The organism is Falsibacillus pallidus (genome assembly GCF_003350505.1).
GTDB classification, from domain to species: Bacteria; Bacillota; Bacilli; order Bacillales; family DSM-25281; genus Falsibacillus; species Falsibacillus pallidus.
In genome coordinates this window covers 427,088-444,380 of the sequence record NZ_QQAY01000003.1, presented here as the reverse complement: position 1 = coordinate 444,380, position 17,293 = coordinate 427,088, and the positions used below count along the sequence as shown (strand labels likewise).

Genomic DNA, 17,293 nt, shown 5'->3' with positions numbered 1-17,293 from the left:
GTAGGTAATGGGACAGTGGGTGTCAATGACTTTTTTGTCCATATGGAGGGAGTGTTTTCCTTACGACGAGCGGCTTTACCTGAAAAAAAACGGGGTATATATTATAATAAGGATAATTGTCATATGATTGACATGCATTTTATTTAGGGTGTATCTTTAGTTGTATTTGCATATTAGCGAAGTAAAGGCATAAGTGGGGGGAAGAAATTGGCCATTATTCAGCAATCTAAAATCAACAATGCTTTTATGAAAGCCAAACAAGAGAATAGACAGGTTTTATTTAGTTCAACGATAGAGGTCCAGAATGCTGTCGACCCCCTTACTTTCTTTAAAAATGGAAAAGAAAAGTATCGAGGAGAACGTTTTTTCTGGAAAGATTCCTCCAATGAACTCATCTTGGCAGGAATAGGTGTGGAAAAATCATTTCAATATAACGAAGTGGACCATCGCTTTTTTGAGGCTGAATCGGAGTGGAAGCGCTTAATCGACGATGCGGTCATCGATAACCCGTCGGATATTCCTGGTACGGGCCCATTGTTGTTTGGAGGATATTCATTTGATCCTCTAAGCGAAAAAGAGGAAGAATGGGCAGATTATGCTGCAAGCCAATTTTATTTGCCAAGACATATGCTCACTATTTCTCAAGGTAAAAAATATCTGACAGTGAATATTTTATGCATGCCGAATAATGAAGAAGAATCTGCAATCCAGACTGACATAAATGATCTTTTGTCCATGGGTGAGAAAGTGCAGGGGATGAAGTCCGGAGAAGAAGCTTCCATTGAAGAAATCAATAAGGAAGCATGGATTCAGGCAGTGGAGGATGTCATCGAGAAATTGAGGGCTGGAGAACTGCAAAAAGTGGTCCTGGCCAGAAAAATCAAGGCAGTTTTCAAAGAGACCATTAAACCTCCGAATGTGTTAGAGGCTTTATTGAATGAACAGCCTGACAGCTTCACATTTGCATTTGAATCAGGTGAAAGCTGCTTTATCGGGGCTTCTCCAGAGAGATTGATTCGAAAGAACGGAAGCAAGGTTCTGTCTACATGCCTCGCAGGCTCCATCCGCAGGGGCACGGCAGATGAAGAGGATAATCGCCTTGGATTGGAATTGCTGAACGATCAAAAGAATCTTCAAGAACATGCGTTTGTCGTTCGCATGATTGAATCTGTCTTTGCAAAATACTGCAAGGATGTGGAAATTCCAGAAGGCCCGACGTTATTGAAATTGAGGGATATCCAGCATTTATACACCCCTGTCGTTGGTACCATTGATGAAGAGACTCCGTTGTCTGCCCTCATTCAATCTTTGCATCCTACCCCTGCACTTGGGGGAGAACCAAGGGAAAAGGCAATGGAAGTGATACGACAGAAGGAAAAGATGGATAGAGGATTATATGCTGCTCCCATCGGTTGGTTCGATTACCGGGGCAATGGAGAATTTGCAGTGGCAATACGCTCGGGTCTTTTAAAGAACAATGAAGCTTTTCTATATGCTGGATGCGGGGTTGTAGCTGATTCCGATCCATTAAGTGAATACACTGAAACAAGGATAAAGCTTAAACCGATGTTGAGAGCTGTTGGAGGAATAGAATCATGAGCCATACACAATCATTAACTCGATATACAGCTTCATTCATAGATGAACTTGTACAAGCGGGCATCACAGATATGGTCGTAAGCCCTGGATCCAGGTCGACCCCTATGGCCATTCTGATGGCAGAACATCCGTCCATCAATTTATATATGAATGTGGATGAAAGATCTGCAGGATTCTTTGCTCTTGGGCTTGCCAAGGCATCGAAAAATCCTGTCGTGCTTTTATGTACATCCGGGACAGCCGCAGCAAACTATTTTCCTGCCATTGTGGAGGCGAATCTTTCAAGGGTGCCGTTGATTGTACTGACAGCTGACCGTCCCCATGAGCTAAGGAATGTAGGGGCTCCGCAGGCTATCGATCAAATTCATCTTTTCGGCTCCCATGTGAAATGGTTCAATGAAATGGCGCTCCCTGAAAATGATGAATCCATGATCAGCTATGTGAAAGCCGCTGCAAACAGGGCAGTGGGTGCTGCAAAATCCAACCCTTCCGGACCGGTTCATCTTAATTTCCCATTCCGTGAACCGCTCATCCCCGACTTAAGCGGGGAAGTTTTTGAATCTGTCAATGGAACGGATAAGAAAAGCATGCCCCCTAAAGTAATGAATGGTTCATTGCATTTAGATGATACTCAATTGGATGAATTGTTCTCTATTTTCTCTGAACATGAAAAAGGGATCATTGTATGTGGTCCTATGGATGCAGCAGCAGGTCCGATTATCGAACTTGCTGAAAGGCTTGGCTATCCGGTCCTTCCAGACCCACTTTCACAGTTGAGAAGCTGTTCGGAAGATGTAAACCAGGAAATTCTGCTGGAAGGATACGATGCATTTCTCAGAACAGAAGCTGTGAAACAGGAACTAAAACCAGATGTAGTCTTACGGCTGGGGGCAATGCCTGTTTCAAAATCAGCCATGCTGTTCATGAAAAATCTTAAATCTGCCCAGCACGTGGTCGTTGATTCCGGAAGCGGCTGGAGAGACCCATCCCATATATCCACCACAATGGTCTATAGCGATGAGAACTCCTTCTGTCAAAGTTTGATCAAGCGGGCCGGAGATGAAAAAAGAAACACCGGCTGGCTAAAGATGTGGAAAGAGATCAATTCCATAACAATAAAAAATATGTCTCAAATTGAATTGGCAGAAGATATGGATGAAGGTAAAGTATTTTTTGAAATGGCCAATAATCTTCCGGAAAACAGCGGGATATTTGTTGGAAATAGTATGCCCATCCGTGATATCGATTCGTTCTTTTTCAATAACAAGAAGAACATCCACGTCATGGCCAACCGCGGTGCAAACGGCATTGACGGAGTGGTTTCGAGTGCCCTGGGAGCAAGCGCCCATATACATCCGATGCATTTGGTGATTGGCGACCTGTCCTTCTTCCATGATATGAATGGTCTCTTGGCAGCGAATATGAACAAACTGAATTTAACTATTATCATCTTGAATAATAATGGGGGCGGAATTTTTTCCTACCTGCCTCAGGCAGAAAAAGCCCCTCATTTTGAGCTGCTATTCGGAACGCCGACGAATCTCGATTTCAAGCATACTGCGGCTTTATACGGAGCAGATTATATATTGGCAGAAAACTGGGATGATTTTAATTCAGCTTTGATAAATCATGCAGAAAATGACGGATTGAAGATCATTGAAGTACAGACAAACAGAGAAAAAAATGTACAAGTTCATCGAGAATTGTGGAATACTGTTTCCCGGGAAATTGAAGACTATCTAAAAGGTGACAAATAATGAAAATCTTCATCGATGAGGTCTATTATGCTGTCGAATCCGTGGGGGAGGGGGAGCCCCTCATCTGCCTGCATGGGTTTACAGGGGATGGAAGTACATGGGACGACTTAAAGGATCAGCTGTCCGGGAAGTTGCGTGTGATCACCATTGATTGTCTTGGCCACGGAGAGTCCGATATACCAAGTGATTATCATCGATACAGTATTGAAAAATGTGCTCATGATCTGAATCGGATTGTCGAGGAGCTGCATTTGGCTTCAGTCAATATCCTGGGTTATTCAATGGGTGGGAGACTCGCACTTACATTTGCGGTCTTATTTCCTGAAAAGGTAAAAAGACTGATCCTCGAGAGTTCTTCGCCCGGGTTGAAGTCAGAGGATGAACGAAGCTCAAGGCAAATAGCTGACGAGAAGCTTAGTCAAATCCTGCTGAATGATGGCATAGAGGCCTTTGTAGATTATTGGGAAGATATCGCTTTATTTTCATCGCAGAAAAAGCTTCCTGCCGAAAAGCAGCAGAAAATAAGGGATCAGCGTTTAAACTGTAACCCTCTTGGTTTGGCGAACAGTTTGAGGGGGATGGGAACAGGGGCACAGCCAAGCTGGTGGGACAGCCTTGAGAATCTCCAGATGCCGGTTCTATTATTGGCAGGAGAACTCGATGAAAAGTTCTGTTTATTGAACGAAGAAATGAAAAAAAGGCTCCCAAATGCTGTTTTTCATAAAATTTCTGAATGCGGACATGCTTTACATGTGGAACATTCGACAAAGTTTGGTAAAATGATAGAGGAGTTTTTATTAACTACATAAGGAGGAAGAAAAAATGACCTATGAATGGGTAGCTGGTAGAAAGTACGATGAGATTATTTATGAAACGTATAACCACATTGCAAAAATAACGATTAACCGTCCTGAAAAGCGAAATGCATTCACGCCGAAAACGGTGGCTGAATTGATTGATGCATTCGCTTATGCACGTGATGATTCTAACATTGGTGTCATTATTCTTACAGGTGCTGGAGATTTGGCATTCTGTTCAGGCGGGGACCAAACAGTCCGCGGCCATGGCGGATATGTTGGGGAAGATCAAATCCCACGCTTGAATGTTCTTGACTTGCAGCGTTTGATCCGTGTCATTCCAAAGCCGGTAATCGCGATGGTAGCAGGTTATGCAGTCGGCGGCGGACACGTCCTCCATGTTGTTTGTGACATTACTATTGCAGCAGAAAATGCGATCTTTGGACAAACAGGTCCAAGAGTAGGAAGCTTTGATGCTGGATATGGCGCCGGTTATTTGGCTCGTATCATCGGACATAAGAAAGCAAAAGAAATTTGGTACCTATGCCGCCAATACAATGCACAAGAAGCATTGGATATGGGGCTTGTCAATACAGTAGTACCATTAGAAAAACTTGAAGAAGAAACTGTACAATGGGCAGAAGAAATGCTTCAAAAGAGCCCTACAGCACTTCGCTTCCTAAAAGCAGCATTCAATGCTGATACTGACGGTCTTGCAGGTCTGCAGCAGCTTGCTGGGGATGCAACTCTTCTTTACTACACAACAGATGAAGCAAAAGAAGGACGCGACGCATTCAAAGAAAAACGCAGCCCGGACTACGGACAATTCCCAAGATTCCCTTAATAAAAAGCGTAAGCGGCCTCGAGCCGCTGGAGCTGGATCACGAAAAGGAATCCACTTAAACTTATCAATCCGGAAGCTTGATGGTCCTGCCATCAAGCTTTCTTTTTCAGGAGGAAACATCATGGAACAGCGCTTGCCGAATTGGCTAAAACAAAGAGCCTATCTTACACCTGAAAGAAAAGCGGTCATTTTCGAAAATGAAACGCTCACCTTTCATGACCTTTTCCAAAAGGCTGTAGATTTGGCTGCTAAAATCACCAGTTATTCCATCAGCAAAGGAGATACTGTTGGAATAATGTTGTCCAATCATATTGATACATTCTCCGTCATCCATGCCCAGCAGCAAACGGGTGCTAAAACCTTATTCTTAAACCTTCGCCTCACCCCTTCAGAATTGGCTTGGCAGCTTCAAGACGCAAATGCAAAGCTTTTGATTGCAGATGCCGAGTCCCTTGGGAAATTAAAAGAAATTCAAAACGAGTGCCCAGAACTGACTTGCATATCATTATCGGAATTAATAGATTCTCCTAAAAGTGCATTTGAGCCAGAAGAGGAATTTTCACTTGATTCCATCTGTTCACTCATGTACACCTCCGGAACGACAGGGAGGCCAAAAGGAGTCAAGCAAACGTATGGCAACCATTGGTGGAGCGCATCCGGATCGTCCCTTAATTTAGGATTGAGTGAAAAAGATGTGTGGGGATGTACGGTCCCTTTATTTCATATAAGCGGCTTTTCCATATTGATGCGCAGTGTCATCTATGGAATGCCCGTACGATTATTTTCTAAATTTGATGTTGAAGCAATCAATCAGTGTTTAATTCAAGGGGAAATCACAATTCTCTCTGTAGTGACCAGCATGCTGCAAAGGCTTCTTGCAGACTTAAATGATCAAGAATATCATGAGCAGTTTAGATGCATGCTCCTTGGCGGCGGACCAGCCCCATTGACTGTATTGGAACAGTGCAGGGATAAGGGGATTCCTGTGTTCCAAACATACGGCATGACAGAAACCTCATCGCAGATTGTCACGCTTGCACCGGAAGACAGCATCCGGAAACTGGGTTCTGCAGGGAAGCCATTATTCCCGTGCCAAGTAAAGATTATGAAGGATCAGGAAGATGCCCCTCCAAACGTCGAAGGGGAAATTGTGGTGAAAGGCCCGAATGTAACACACGGATATTTGAACCGGGATGATGCAAATAAAGAATCCTTCCATAATGGGTGGTTCAAGACAGGGGATATCGGCTACCTTGATGAAGATGGCTTTGTTTATGTACTGGATAGAAGATCGGATTTGATCATTTCCGGAGGAGAAAATATTTATCCTGCCGAAATCGAGAATGTATTGCTCTCCCATCCTGATGTATCGGATGCAGGAGTCAAAGGGATGGACGATCCACAATGGGGAGAGGTTCCGCACGCTTTTGTTGTGTCGAATCAAGATTTGACTGAACATGAGCTTCTCGACTATTGCCGTCGCAATCTAGCGAAATATAAACTCCCAAAGAAAATCCATTTTGTAAATGAACTCCCGAGAAATGCTTCCAATAAGCTATTGCGCCGCCAATTGCCGGGTTTGATATCTGAGGTGAAATGAGTGTTAAAACAGATCAATCTTTATGTAATTGAAATGCCTTTGAAAAATCCATTTTATACGCATCTTGAAGTGGTCAATAATCGCAAAGGAATCATTGTCGAAGCCCTCAGCGAGGATGGAGTGAAGGGGTACGGAGAAACTGTGGCTTTCTCTACCCCTTGGTATACCGAGGAAACTGTCCAAACATCCCTCCATATGCTGAAAGATGTCATAATCCCTCTGATGAAAAAGGAAAAAGCCTCAACTCCTGGAAGGTTATCCTCTGTATTTGAAAAAATAAGAGGGAATCATATGGCCAAAGCCGGGATAGAAACAGCTCTTTGGGACCTTGAAGCAAAAGAGAATGGTGAGCCGCTTTGGAAATGGATCGGCGGGGTGAGAAGGGAAGTAAAAGCAGGGGTAGTGGTTGCTGCCAATTCTGTGGAGCAGGCAGAACGGCAAATTGAAGAATATGTTAACGAAGGATATGAACGGGTGAAAATCAAAATTTCTCCCGGAAAAGATTTTGCCTTCATTAAGCAGATAAAAGAAAGATATCCCGATCTGCCGCTAATGGCCGATGCCAATTCTGCCTATTCCTTGGAAGAAGTCGAAGCAATACAAGCATTGGATCCATTTGGACTCATGATGATCGAACAGCCTCTGGCAGTGGATGATCTTGTCGATCATTCAATCCTTCAAAAGCAGATTCAAACTCCGGTCTGTTTGGATGAGAGCATTTCAACCTTTCATGATGCAGAAAGCGCCATCAAGCTGGGAAGCTGTCAAGTCATCAATATTAAGATCGGAAGAGTGGGGGGCATACATCCCGCTAAAAGAATCCACGACCTCTGTCTTGCAAATGGTATTGATGTATGGTGCGGGGGAATGATTGAATTTGGCATTTCCCGGGCTCATAATATTGCACTTTCCACACTTGAAGGCTTTACGATTCCTGGAGACCTTTCATCATCCAGCCGTTTTTGGGAAGAGGATATCATTGATCCGCAAATCGAAGTGAAAAATGGCCGGATCCAGGCCCCGATGAAAAGCGGAATAGGGTTTGAAATAAATGAAAAACGCCTAAAAGAAGTGACCATTCACAAAGAGGAAATAAAATGGTGAAAAGCAGGGAGGATATCCCTGCTTTTCTCTGTTATTCAGATTTCTGCCGCACATACCTTTTATCATTCATGAACAAACTCCAAAAGTAGACAAATCCGGGGAAGAGAATCAAAAATCCTATGATATAAATGGTAAAGACAGCTCGAAATGAGCTGGGATCCGTAAAGCCGGATTGGATGTCTAAATCAGGGTAAATGAAATAAGGAAGGTGTGCATGGCCATATACATAGCTTGCTACCATATATTGAATTGTAACCGCAATGACAGCCGCCCGCGGATATCCTCTCATCCCGTTCTTATCTTTTGGCAGGTAGATCGCCAAGCCGCCTATGATGAAAAATAATAAAGAAACAAGCAAAAGAGGCAGATGGTCCATCATTTTTCCATAGAGCCATGGTGCTTCTGATTTTAATGTCCACATAATGAAAAATGCCGACAATAGCGTAATGGGACCAAGAATCATAGAATCTTTCCTGTACACTTTATAAGCATCCCATTCCTTCGCAGCCTTCGAATAATCGGCCAAAAGCAAGGATGATAGAAATAAGGTGCTGCAGATGGCGAATGCAATAAATGCATATTCATTTGGACTAGTGAATAGATCCCTGATCAATAAGGTGTGCTTACCGTTGGAAAAATCAACGAACCCTCCATGGGATACGGGGAGGACACTGATTAATAAAGCGGGTATGAGGATCCCTGAAATACCCGAAATATAAGTAAGCATTTTTCGATAGTGATCCGCCACGTGGGAAAAGACTAAAAATGCGCTTCGTATGGTCAGAAGTAGAAGGATCATGCTTCCCGGAATGAGCAGGACTGTCCCCAATGTATAAGCTGCACCAGGGAAGAGGCTGTAGATTGCCACCACGATGGCTACGATGAAGACATTCGTCACTTCCCAAGTCGGTGACAAGTACCGGTTGGCAATATTGGTGGCTTTCGTTTTATCCCGATTATAATAGATCATCGACCAGAATCCGGCACCGAAGTCCATGGTGGCCATGACGGCATAGATAAAGACAAATCCCCATAGGATGGTTATCGCAATTAATGCACTCCCCATCAGAATCCCTCCTTATGTGTAAATGGATACATCATTTGATGAATCGTCTTTTTCCAAGTCCTTGATGGCCGGGTTCTTTTTAAAGTAGTACAGCAATACAAGCACGACTACGACACTCAGGAATATATACATCCCAGTAAAGAGAACGAACAGAATCCCGATGTTGCCTGACGATGTAACGGAGTCAGCCGTGGTCAGAATATGATAAATGGTCCATGGCTGCCTGCCGGTGCACGCAAAGATCCATCCTGACTCGATTCCGAGGATGGCTAACGGGCCGGACAAGACAAAAAGCCAAAGGCTCCATTTAGGGAACCGATCTTTCTTTAATATCCTGGTCCAGATAAATGCTGCCAAACCAATTAAGATTAATAGGCTTCCGATTCCCACCATGATGTTAAATAAGGTATGGATGAACAACGGCGGCCAGAATTCCTCCGGGAAGTCATTCAGCCCTTTCACCTCGGTATCAAAGCTGTTTCCAGCGAGGAAACTCAAAGCCCACGGAACCTCAATGGCAAACTTCACTTCTTCCGTTTTACGGTCAGTGAATCCCCCGATCGCTAGAGGTGCATGCGTCTGTGTTTCAAAAAGCCCTTCAGCGGCTGCCAGTTTTTCTGGCTGGTATTCATGCAGCTTCTGAGCAGATTCATGTCCGTTCAAAGCAGTCAACAGTGCAAAGATTCCTCCCGTAAATAAACAAAGGGTCAAAGCTCTTTGGTGGAATTTATAGACTTTTGATCCGTACTCATTCTTCAGCATTTTAAAGGCTGAGACACATGCAATAGTAAATGCTCCAGTCACATAGGCTGATAGAGCCACATGTCCGGCAGTCACTAAAAAGCTTGGATTAAAAAATGCTTTCCATGGATCGACGTCCACAATTTTTCCGCCGCTGATCCTAAAACCGGCAGGCGTCCCTTCAAATGCATGGACATTCGTGATCAATACAGCGGATGCCAATCCTCCAATTGCCACAAGGATAAGGCTTGCTATTCGCATCCAAGGGGCTATGCGGTTTGCGGCGTAGACATAGATGGACATGAACAGGGCTTCAACGAAAAAGGCATACATCTCGATTTGGAAAGGCAGGGCCATGACACGCCCGATGACTTCCATGAAGCCCGGCCATAAGAGGGAAAGCTGGACTCCTGCGATCGTCCCGGTTGGAATTCCGATCCCTAAAAGAACCGCGAAAGCCCGTGTCCATCTTTTTCCCATAATGACATATTCCCTGTTATTGGTCCGTTGATAGAGTATTTCCGCTACGAGGACCATCATCGGAATGGCTACACCCAATGTTGCAAAAATAATATGAAAGGCCATGGTTGTGCCGAATAAAGATCTGGCCAAAGTCAAGTCGTCCATTTTGCTTACTCCTTTTTAACTATCAGTTTTTCCTTATTGTCCACATATTTCCTGCAACTATTCATTGTTTTTAATTGAGGCACAAAAAAGCAGTGCGGAAATATGATCCGCACTGCTTTTAGGAAGGTTATTTGCTGTTAAGGGCTGTTTTTAATGTTTCGATGTTATGATTCATCAAGCTGAAGTAATCATCGTGGTTTTTTATGTTTTTTTGATTTAAGACTGCCAGATTATGCAGTGTCAGGGCTTGGGCTCCAACCTCATCTTTTACTACATCTGTTAATTTGGATGGCACGTTCTGTTCAAAAAGAATGTAGTTAATATTCTCTTTCTTTGCCAAGTCTACAATGTTTTTTAATTCTTTTTGAGATGGTTCATCAGAAGTTGAAATGCCAGCAACCGATATTTGCTCCAATCCATATCTTGTTTCCCAATAGCTGTAGGCCGCATGTGAAACGATGAATTTTTTTTGTGGGGCAGAGTCTGCCATCTCTTTGAATTTTTGATTCAGGTCATCCAGGTCTGATGCTAGGTTATCATAATTTTTTTGGAATTCATCTTTATGGGATGGCATTTCTTTAGCCAAAGAAATTTCGATTTGTTTGGCCATTTCTTTTGCATATACCGGATCGAGCCAGATATGAGGGTTGATATCACCATGTTGATGTCCATCGTCATTTGAATGTGCCGCTGATTTGTCTATTTTTATTTTGCTGCCAAGAGGAATCAGTTTTACATTCTCGTTTTTTAATGTCTGTTCCGACTTATTAACGAAACCCTCCAAACCTAATCCTACATAAAAAAGCATGTCAGAGTCTGCCAGATCCATCATGTCTTTCTGGGAAGGTTCAAATGTATGCTCATCGGAGCCCGGTGGATAAATGGTATGGACGGATACATATTTTCCTCCGATTTTTTGAGTGAATTCTTCTATAGGGTAAACAGTTGTATAGATGTTCAACTTATTATGGCTGCTTTTTTGATCTGATTCGGAATTGCCGCAGGCAGCTAAAGCGATCACTAATAGAACTGCAATCAATGAGTGTATAATACGCACGAGGTGTGTTTCTCCTTTCTTCTTAAAACGTAAGCATTTCGATTTATAAGCTGTAAAATAAGAATCATTCCGATTTAACAAAGATTATCTTACATAAAGCAAAATAAAAAAGCAAGAGTTTAATCTCTCTTGCTTTTAAAGAAACCAGGCCATTTATTGGGAACATCGTCAAATCCACCGGGATGAAATGGGTGGCACTTGCCGATTCTTTTGATGGTAAGCCATCCGCCTTTTAGCGCTCCGAAGCGCTGAACGGCTTCAAGACCATAATGTGAGCACGTTGGATGAAATCTGCATGAAGGCGGTTTAATGGGTGATATGAATTTTTGATAAAATCGAATGAGCTTTACAAATAGAAATTTCATAAGCGAATTTCGTCTCCTTCACTAGCCTTAAGTATACCATGGAAAGTATGAACGTTAAAATTCGATAATTCATATAAATATACTAGGAATTAAAGGTATGTTATAATGTATTCGAATGATTATCAAATAAGGGAGTGGAATTAATGCCTTCAGTAGAAAGTTTTGAATTAGACCATAATGCTGTTAAAGCACCTTACGTCCGTCATTGCGGTGTCCATAAAGTTGGAACAGATGGAGTTGTAAATAAATTTGATATTCGATTCTGCCAGCCGAATAAGCAGGCAATGAAACCGGATGCTATCCATACACTCGAACATTTATTGGCATTTAACATTCGTAAATATGCAGATCAATATGATCATTTCGATATTATCGATATCTCTCCAATGGGCTGCCAAACAGGCTACTATTTAGTGGTAAGCGGTGAGCCTTCTGTAGAAGATATCATTGACTTAATGGAATCCACAATGAAAGAAGCGGTAGAAATCACTGAGATTCCTGCTGCAAATGAAAAACAGTGCGGCCAAGCGAAGCTTCATGACCTTGAAGGTGCTAAACGCTTGATGCGTTTCTGGCTGGACCAAAGCAAAGAAGACTTGAAGCAAGTATTTGCTTAATATTCAAAGACACAAAAAAGATCCGTCCATTTTTAGGACGGATCTTTTCTTTCTTCATCCTGAATATGTTCTTTTTCTTCTATTTCTTCTTCATCCAGGTCCGCTATGCTGTTTTCGTCGCTTTTTGCCTCTGGCTTTTCGGTTATGGGGTCTACTGTATGCTGATATTTATAGGCTTTTGATGTGGTCACTACAGCCAGAAGAAGAACGATGATAACAATGATAACTGCAATGACAATCATAGTTATGACTAATCCATTCATTTTAAATTGCCTCCTGTTATTTATCTGGCTCTAAGTTTATCATGACTCATTAATATTGCTACAGTAATTTCTATCATTTTCAACAAATTCCACCTTTTTCAAATAAAATTTGATACTATTGAAAGAAGGAGGGGATACAATGACTTTGTCTTCCATGATGGGTGCCCAAGTATCGGAATTGAGGCATACGCTAAATCTGAACTTGCTGAAAAGCCAAATGACGACTGAAACAGCTCAAGCTGCAGTCATGCTGCAGAAGATGGCGCCGCCAGCCGCTTCATCACCACATCCCTATAAAGGAATCTCAGTTGATGTAAAGGCTTGAAAAACTTATAAAAATAATTCCCGCAGACATTGAGGATGACCTGGATGTCTGCGGATTTTTTTTTGGAATTATCGACTGATTTTTAATGAAGATGCCTGATGTAGTTGGGATCTATGCTTTTACCTTCTTTGCGCGCGAATTTTTCCTTCAGCGTCTCCAGTAAATATTGCCGGATGAAATATTCTAATTCATCGTCTCTCATATCTTTGACAATCGACATCAGCTCTTCACGGTCAAAATGTTCAAGAACAGTAAATGTAATTGTATCCAAATCTTCTTCATCGCCAGAAAGCCGATCTCTATACATTGCAAACAGTTCATCAACTAACCTCATTTTCAAACTTCCTTTCTGTAAATTAGGTCTATATTTAGGGGACAAATTATCTAGCCGTTTTTGTTCTTCCAACATACTATGTAAGGAGTATTTATTTAGATTTTATATATTATATATACCCTGTTAGGAATAAATTAATCTTTTGAAGCAGGAGAAGGCGGTTGTTTGCATTGAAAACCATGATACCAATTCTGGCATTGGCCGGGGGAGTTTTTACATCCACATTTTTAGGGGCATGGAATCCATTGATATTGACTCTTTTATGCGCTATTGCCATTGATTATTTAACAGGACTTGTTGCCTCAGCCATTGAAGGAAGACTTTCCAGTTCGGCCGGTTTTAAAGGCATCCTTAAGAAAATCATCATTTTTAGCATTGTAGCTGCAGCACATTTCCTTGATTTGATCCTGAAGACAAATGACCTCCTCCGAGATGCGACCATCCTCTTCTATCTCTGCAATGAAATCATCTCCATTCTGGAGAATGCAGGGAGAGCAGGCTTGCCGCTGCCAGACTTCATTAAAGACAAAATTGAAATGTTGAAAAAGAAAAACAAAAAGGAATAGGACATATCCGTCGGGGTTGAATTCACTCCTCAGTAATCCGGGGTATAATTTTTTTGTCTTTGTGGGAAACGAAAGATATAACCCTCGGAAGGTGGAAGAACTGATGAGTGAAGAAAAGAAGACGTATTACATCGAAGTGGGGAGCGGGGAGATTTCCTCCAGTGCCACTGATTCTCCATGGAATTTTAAAATTGAGGCAACAGACGAAGAAATCACACAGTTGAGGGAGATTTTTGATTCGAATTATTCAACCGGGTGGCAAGGGTTTCTCAGGTCCCATGTTCCATACATCCAGTACCACTATGATCGTGAAAATGACGCATATGATCGAAACCTTCAGCAGATTTACCAAATGATACATGATCTTGGCGATGAAGAAGCACGCACTCACATAGATTCCATGGGGATATTAGAAGCCACCCCTACAAAGGATGAGGAATAAAACAAAGAAGCGGACGCTGCTGCCGGAAGCGTCCGCTCTTTTATTTGTTCTGAATTATTAGAAATTCACTTCCTGTGCATTATCCAGGATATCCTGCGGGACTGTGATGTTCAAATTTTTATTGTAATCTGAATAAGTCCCTTTCATTTCTTGTTTCATTTGGATGGATTGAGTATCGTCAACTTTCATTTCGATATCTGTTGTCATGTTCAAAGCATCTGTCAGGAACGTTTCTTTATTTATCAGGATTTCGTAATTTGCTCCATTGAACTTGATATTTTTGAGCATTCCTTCATTTTCCTTCAATTGTTCCGGCATCATTTGATTCATGGAATCCTTTAATAATTGGTCGAATTTATCTCCGGAAGCCTTCAATTTTAAAATGAAGTGTTTATCATCCTGTTCAAATGAAAAATCATCTGCGTACTGTTTCAGCTTCTTCAATTCTTCCCCTGGATTTGTTTGATAATCAGACATTTGCATGATCTGATCTGAGAATTCTTTCGGCATCTTCATCCATTTTTGCTGCGTTGGGTCAAACATGAAAAATCCATCTTTTGTTAAATAGGACTCCGTCTCATAATTTTGGAGTGCATTACTGCCTGCTTCACCAGATGCATCTCCCATTTCCATTTTCATTTTTTGGTGTAGGGACAATGGTTCTTGAACCATTTCCATTTCAATATGAGAAACCGTTTGAATTGGAGCTGATTGTTGGCTGCTTTCCATGTGCTGCTTTAAATCCATTACAGCGGAGAGACTTTTTACGTCTTTTGAAGCATCTAATGATTTTTCAAAAACTTGTTCTAGTGTTAAAGTACTTTTAGAATCTTTTTCTGAGGATTCCCTTTTTCCGGAATCCACTTGTTTGGCCGTTTGATTGCACGCTGCCAGTGAAAATGCAAGCAGCAGCACCAGGATGGCCGAAGTGATTATTTTCAAAATGAACAACTCCTTTTTATTGATCCATACCTCTTTACGAACGGATTGGTAAAATGTTTCATAAAAAGGATATTTCATCCTTTATACCCAGTTCATTCATAAGGATAGCATACTAAGAAAGGGAAATTGGTAGCTAAATAATGGAAAAATTTCTAGATCAGAATGGAAATACTGTAAGTCTGTGTTTCGAAAGAGATTGTTTTAATGAAAGTGCAAGCCACGTTTTTGTCATCAGTCGATTTAATGGGGAGTGGCTGCTGACGAATCACCCGAAAAGGGGATTGGAATTCCCGGGCGGAAAGCAAGAGGCTGGTGAAACAATAGAAGACGCCGCAATAAGAGAAGTCTATGAAGAAACAGGCGGAATAATCGGGTTCCTTACATATGTAGGAGAGTACAAGGTGGAAATCACAGAATCCGATAAACAATTTGTCAAAGCCATCTTTTTCGCTGAAATCGAAACGATTCATGAAAAGGATGATTATATGGAGACAAGGGGACCTGTCCTGATTTCTGGTAATATATTGGACCACTCACAAAAAGAATCCTATAGTTTCAACATGAAAGACAGGGTGCTGCCATTGTCCTTGGAAATGTTGAAAAACAGGGGGATCTTATTGGATTAAAATGAAAATGCACCATCCAGCGATGGTGCATTTTCTAAAGGATATTCATTCCCTGTCATCTTTGATTAATTTCTTTTCCAGCAGGGCAACCAACTGATACATAATCGTTGCGAACACTGCGATGAGCAATAGGGAGAGCAGTACAAGACTGAAGTTGAATACTTGGAATCCATAAATGATCATGTATCCCAACCCGCGGGAGGAAACCAGAAACTCGCCGACAATAACCCCTACCCATGAAAGTCCGACATTCACTTTCAATGTTGAAATGATGCTTGGAAAGGACGATGGAAGGACGGCATCGCGGAAAATTTGCCATCGATTTGCTTCAAATGTCTGCATCACTTTAATGTAGTTGGGATCTGTCCCTCGAAATGCTGTATAAATGACAATTGTGGTGATGATGACTGAAATGATGGTTCCCATTGCAATGATGGATGTGAGTCCCGGACCTAAAGCGACAATAAGTATCGGGCCGAGCGCCACTTTAGGCATGGCATTCAATATGACGAGATAAGGATCCAGGATTTTGGATAAAATTGGGGACCACCAAAGGATGGCTGCAAACAATGTCCCTAAAAGAGTTCCAAGAAGAAAGCCTACTATGGTTTCAGTCACCGTAAACAGCAGGTGATTGAACAGGCTCCCATCCTGGATCTTCACAAGCAGCAATTCCCATACTTTCGAAGGTGAACTGAATATCAACGGGTCGATCCATTCATGACGGCTAGCTGTTTCCCATAGAAAAAAGAACAGGATGAAGATGCAGACTTGATAGAAGCGCACCCATTTTCGTTCATTCTTCAATTTTTGTTTAAATTCATCATGAAGGAGTGCTTGTTGATCTTGGGCTGCTTTCAAGGCTCTCCAACTCCTTCCAAATAGTCTGGAACAGTTCTGAATATAACGGATGGCTTCTGCTTTGAAATGGAGTAAGGTTTCTTAATTCTTCCGGAATGGTAAATACTTGATGAAGCCGTCCGGGTTTAGCTGAAAATAGAAAAACGCGGTCGCTCATGGAAATGGCTTCACCTATATCATGGGTAACAAGGATAGCAGTCTTTTTGTACATTTTTAAGGTCTCGAATACTAGATCCTCAAGCTTTAATTTTGTTTGATAATCTAGTGCTGAGAATGGCTCGTCAAGCAGCAGAAGCTTTGGATTGACAGCGAGCGTCCTGGCGAGTGCTGCCCTTTGGCGCATCCCTCCAGAAAGCTGTCTCGGAAACTGCTTCTCCACACCTTCCAGTCCGATCTCATTTAATAGCCCTAGTGCTGCGGCTCTCGTTTCATTGTTCAGTTGATTCATCAGCTTCAATCCCAGCAATATATTTTCTTCAATGTTCTTCCAAGGAAAAAGATAGTCCTGCTGAAGCATGTAGCCGATTGAAAAGCGTTTTTTCTGCAATGGATCATTTTCAAGGTAGATGCTTCCCGAAGTAGGCTGTATCAACCCTGAAATGATTGAGAGCAAGGTTGTTTTCCCACAGCCGCTTGGGCCGAGAAAGGAGATGAATTCTCCTTCCTCCACTTCAAAGCTGATATCCTCAAGCGCTTTAATCGCCGTTTTTGGGGTAAAATAACTGTGGTGAATTTGGATGGCTTTCAGGAAGCTCATTTC

The 17,293-nt window shown here is 42.1% G+C and carries 20 protein-coding genes; 11 read left to right on the top strand and 9 right to left on the bottom strand.

Translation table 11 applies throughout. The features are described from left to right. Positions 1–207: 207 nt before the first annotated feature. The 6 genes from DFR59_RS08740 to menC all read left to right on the top strand — a co-directional run bounded on the left by DFR59_RS08740 (position 208) and on the right by menC (position 7,701). Positions 208–1,599 carry an isochorismate synthase gene (locus DFR59_RS08740; protein WP_245948416.1) on the top strand — a complete coding sequence of 464 codons (1,392 nt, stop codon included), beginning with the start codon at positions 208–210 and terminating at the stop codon, positions 1,597–1,599. Beyond that, on the top strand, positions 1,596–3,356 hold the full coding sequence (gene menD, locus DFR59_RS08735) for a 2-succinyl-5-enolpyruvyl-6-hydroxy-3-cyclohexene-1-carboxylic-acid synthase (RefSeq protein WP_114745240.1): 1,761 nt from the start codon (positions 1,596–1,598) through the stop codon (positions 3,354–3,356). Before DFR59_RS08740 ends, menD begins: the two co-directional genes overlap by 4 nt. After that, positions 3,356–4,165, top strand: a complete 810-nt coding sequence (gene menH / locus DFR59_RS08730; protein ID WP_114745239.1) for a 2-succinyl-6-hydroxy-2,4-cyclohexadiene-1-carboxylate synthase — start codon at positions 3,356–3,358, stop codon at positions 4,163–4,165. The genes menD and menH overlap by 1 nt, the downstream gene beginning before the upstream one ends. A 13-nt stretch (positions 4,166–4,178) precedes the next feature. After that, a complete protein-coding gene (menB, locus tag DFR59_RS08725; RefSeq protein ID WP_114745238.1) occupies positions 4,179–4,997 on the top strand; it encodes a 1,4-dihydroxy-2-naphthoyl-CoA synthase in 819 nt (272 codons plus the stop codon). A gap of 121 nt (positions 4,998–5,118) precedes the next feature. After that, the gene (locus tag DFR59_RS08720; protein ID WP_114745237.1) at positions 5,119–6,597 is read left to right on the top strand and encodes an o-succinylbenzoate--CoA ligase; all 1,479 of its coding nucleotides are present in this window, start codon (positions 5,119–5,121) and stop codon (positions 6,595–6,597) included. Continuing rightward, positions 6,598–7,701: an o-succinylbenzoate synthase gene (gene menC, locus DFR59_RS08715; protein ID WP_281269345.1), complete on the top strand. Its 1,104-nt coding sequence runs from the start codon at positions 6,598–6,600 to the stop codon at positions 7,699–7,701. Between the two features lie 31 nt (positions 7,702–7,732). On the opposite strand, the gene DFR59_RS08710 is transcribed toward menC, so the two are convergent. The 4 genes from DFR59_RS08710 to yidD form a co-directional block, all read right to left on the bottom strand. Next, on the bottom strand, positions 7,733–8,767 hold the full coding sequence (locus tag DFR59_RS08710; protein ID WP_114745236.1) for a cytochrome d ubiquinol oxidase subunit II: 1,035 nt from the start codon (positions 8,765–8,767) through the stop codon (positions 7,733–7,735). Between the two features lie 12 nt (positions 8,768–8,779). Beyond that, entirely contained in the window at positions 8,780–10,135 is a 1,356-nt protein-coding gene (locus DFR59_RS08705) for a cytochrome ubiquinol oxidase subunit I (RefSeq protein ID WP_114745235.1), read from the bottom strand. Positions 10,136–10,262: 127 nt separating this feature from the next. Beyond that, the gene (locus tag DFR59_RS08700) at positions 10,263–11,192 is read right to left on the bottom strand and encodes a metal ABC transporter solute-binding protein, Zn/Mn family (RefSeq protein WP_114745234.1); all 930 of its coding nucleotides are present in this window, start codon (positions 11,190–11,192) and stop codon (positions 10,263–10,265) included. A gap of 119 nt (positions 11,193–11,311) precedes the next feature. Beyond that, positions 11,312–11,557, bottom strand: coding sequence for a membrane protein insertion efficiency factor YidD (gene yidD, locus DFR59_RS08695; RefSeq protein ID WP_114745233.1), 246 nt, complete (start codon positions 11,555–11,557; stop codon positions 11,312–11,314). Between the two features lie 143 nt (positions 11,558–11,700). On the opposite strand from yidD, the gene DFR59_RS08690 reads away from it, so the two are divergent. After that, the gene (locus DFR59_RS08690) at positions 11,701–12,174 is read left to right on the top strand and encodes an S-ribosylhomocysteine lyase (protein WP_114745232.1); all 474 of its coding nucleotides are present in this window, start codon (positions 11,701–11,703) and stop codon (positions 12,172–12,174) included. Between the two features lie 32 nt (positions 12,175–12,206). Here DFR59_RS08690 and ytzI read toward each other — a convergent pair whose 3' ends face one another. Beyond that, entirely contained in the window at positions 12,207–12,437 is a 231-nt protein-coding gene (gene ytzI / locus DFR59_RS08685; protein ID WP_114745231.1) for a YtzI protein, read from the bottom strand. 139 nt (positions 12,438–12,576) lie between these two features. Here ytzI and DFR59_RS08680 point away from each other — a divergent pair, with 139 nt between their 5' ends. Beyond that, complete coding sequence (locus DFR59_RS08680) at positions 12,577–12,762, top strand: hypothetical protein (protein ID WP_114745230.1); 186 nt, start codon at positions 12,577–12,579, stop codon at positions 12,760–12,762. 82 nt (positions 12,763–12,844) lie between these two features. On the opposite strand, the gene DFR59_RS08675 is transcribed toward DFR59_RS08680, so the two are convergent. Then, complete coding sequence (locus DFR59_RS08675; RefSeq protein ID WP_114745229.1) at positions 12,845–13,096, bottom strand: DUF6154 family protein; 252 nt, start codon at positions 13,094–13,096, stop codon at positions 12,845–12,847. Positions 13,097–13,257: 161 nt separating this feature from the next. Here DFR59_RS08675 and DFR59_RS08670 point away from each other — a divergent pair, with 161 nt between their 5' ends. Beyond that, complete coding sequence (locus DFR59_RS08670; RefSeq protein WP_245948415.1) at positions 13,258–13,662, top strand: phage holin family protein; 405 nt, start codon at positions 13,258–13,260, stop codon at positions 13,660–13,662. 103 nt (positions 13,663–13,765) lie between these two features. Beyond that, positions 13,766–14,104, top strand: a complete 339-nt coding sequence (locus DFR59_RS08665) for a hydrolase (RefSeq protein ID WP_114745228.1) — start codon at positions 13,766–13,768, stop codon at positions 14,102–14,104. Positions 14,105–14,161: 57 nt separating this feature from the next. Here the strand turns inward: DFR59_RS08665 and DFR59_RS08660 are convergent, their stop codons facing one another. After that, positions 14,162–15,046: a DUF6612 family protein gene (locus tag DFR59_RS08660; protein WP_147278260.1), complete on the bottom strand. Its 885-nt coding sequence runs from the start codon at positions 15,044–15,046 to the stop codon at positions 14,162–14,164. 140 nt (positions 15,047–15,186) lie between these two features. On the opposite strand from DFR59_RS08660, the gene ytkD reads away from it, so the two are divergent. Beyond that, positions 15,187–15,672: an RNA deprotection pyrophosphohydrolase gene (gene ytkD, locus DFR59_RS08655; protein WP_114745226.1), complete on the top strand. Its 486-nt coding sequence runs from the start codon at positions 15,187–15,189 to the stop codon at positions 15,670–15,672. A gap of 45 nt (positions 15,673–15,717) precedes the next feature. On the opposite strand, the gene DFR59_RS08650 is transcribed toward ytkD, so the two are convergent. After that, a complete protein-coding gene (locus tag DFR59_RS08650; RefSeq protein WP_114745225.1) occupies positions 15,718–16,533 on the bottom strand; it encodes an ABC transporter permease in 816 nt (271 codons plus the stop codon). After that, positions 16,496–17,290, bottom strand: a complete 795-nt coding sequence (locus tag DFR59_RS08645) for an ABC transporter ATP-binding protein (protein WP_114745224.1) — start codon at positions 17,288–17,290, stop codon at positions 16,496–16,498. Before DFR59_RS08645 ends, DFR59_RS08650 begins: the two co-directional genes overlap by 38 nt. Positions 17,291–17,293 lie beyond the last annotated feature (3 nt).

What these genes read in the sequence shown, in the direction of transcription:
- DFR59_RS08690 (WP_114745232.1), top strand. Translation starts at nt 11,701, where the DNA reads ATGCCTTCAGTAGAAAGTTTTGAATTAGACCATAATGCTGTTAAAGCA.
- DFR59_RS08705 (WP_114745235.1), bottom strand. Translation starts at nt 10,135, where the DNA reads ATGGACGACTTGACTTTGGCCAGATCTTTATTCGGCACAACCATGGCC.
- DFR59_RS08710 (WP_114745236.1), bottom strand. Translation starts at nt 8,767, where the DNA reads ATGGGGAGTGCATTAATTGCGATAACCATCCTATGGGGATTTGTCTTT.
- DFR59_RS08665 (WP_114745228.1), top strand. Translation starts at nt 13,766, where the DNA reads ATGAGTGAAGAAAAGAAGACGTATTACATCGAAGTGGGGAGCGGGGAG.
- menH (WP_114745239.1), top strand. Translation starts at nt 3,356, where the DNA reads ATGAAAATCTTCATCGATGAGGTCTATTATGCTGTCGAATCCGTGGGG.
- ytkD (WP_114745226.1), top strand. Translation starts at nt 15,187, where the DNA reads ATGGAAAAATTTCTAGATCAGAATGGAAATACTGTAAGTCTGTGTTTC.
- ytzI (WP_114745231.1), bottom strand. Translation starts at nt 12,437, where the DNA reads ATGAATGGATTAGTCATAACTATGATTGTCATTGCAGTTATCATTGTT.
- DFR59_RS08675 (WP_114745229.1), bottom strand. Translation starts at nt 13,096, where the DNA reads ATGAGGTTAGTTGATGAACTGTTTGCAATGTATAGAGATCGGCTTTCT.
- DFR59_RS08720 (WP_114745237.1), top strand. Translation starts at nt 5,119, where the DNA reads ATGGAACAGCGCTTGCCGAATTGGCTAAAACAAAGAGCCTATCTTACA.
- menD (WP_114745240.1), top strand. Translation starts at nt 1,596, where the DNA reads ATGAGCCATACACAATCATTAACTCGATATACAGCTTCATTCATAGAT.
- yidD (WP_114745233.1), bottom strand. Translation starts at nt 11,557, where the DNA reads ATGAAATTTCTATTTGTAAAGCTCATTCGATTTTATCAAAAATTCATA.
- DFR59_RS08645 (WP_114745224.1), bottom strand. Translation starts at nt 17,290, where the DNA reads ATGAGCTTCCTGAAAGCCATCCAAATTCACCACAGTTATTTTACCCCA.
- DFR59_RS08680 (WP_114745230.1), top strand. Translation starts at nt 12,577, where the DNA reads ATGACTTTGTCTTCCATGATGGGTGCCCAAGTATCGGAATTGAGGCAT.
- menB (WP_114745238.1), top strand. Translation starts at nt 4,179, where the DNA reads ATGACCTATGAATGGGTAGCTGGTAGAAAGTACGATGAGATTATTTAT.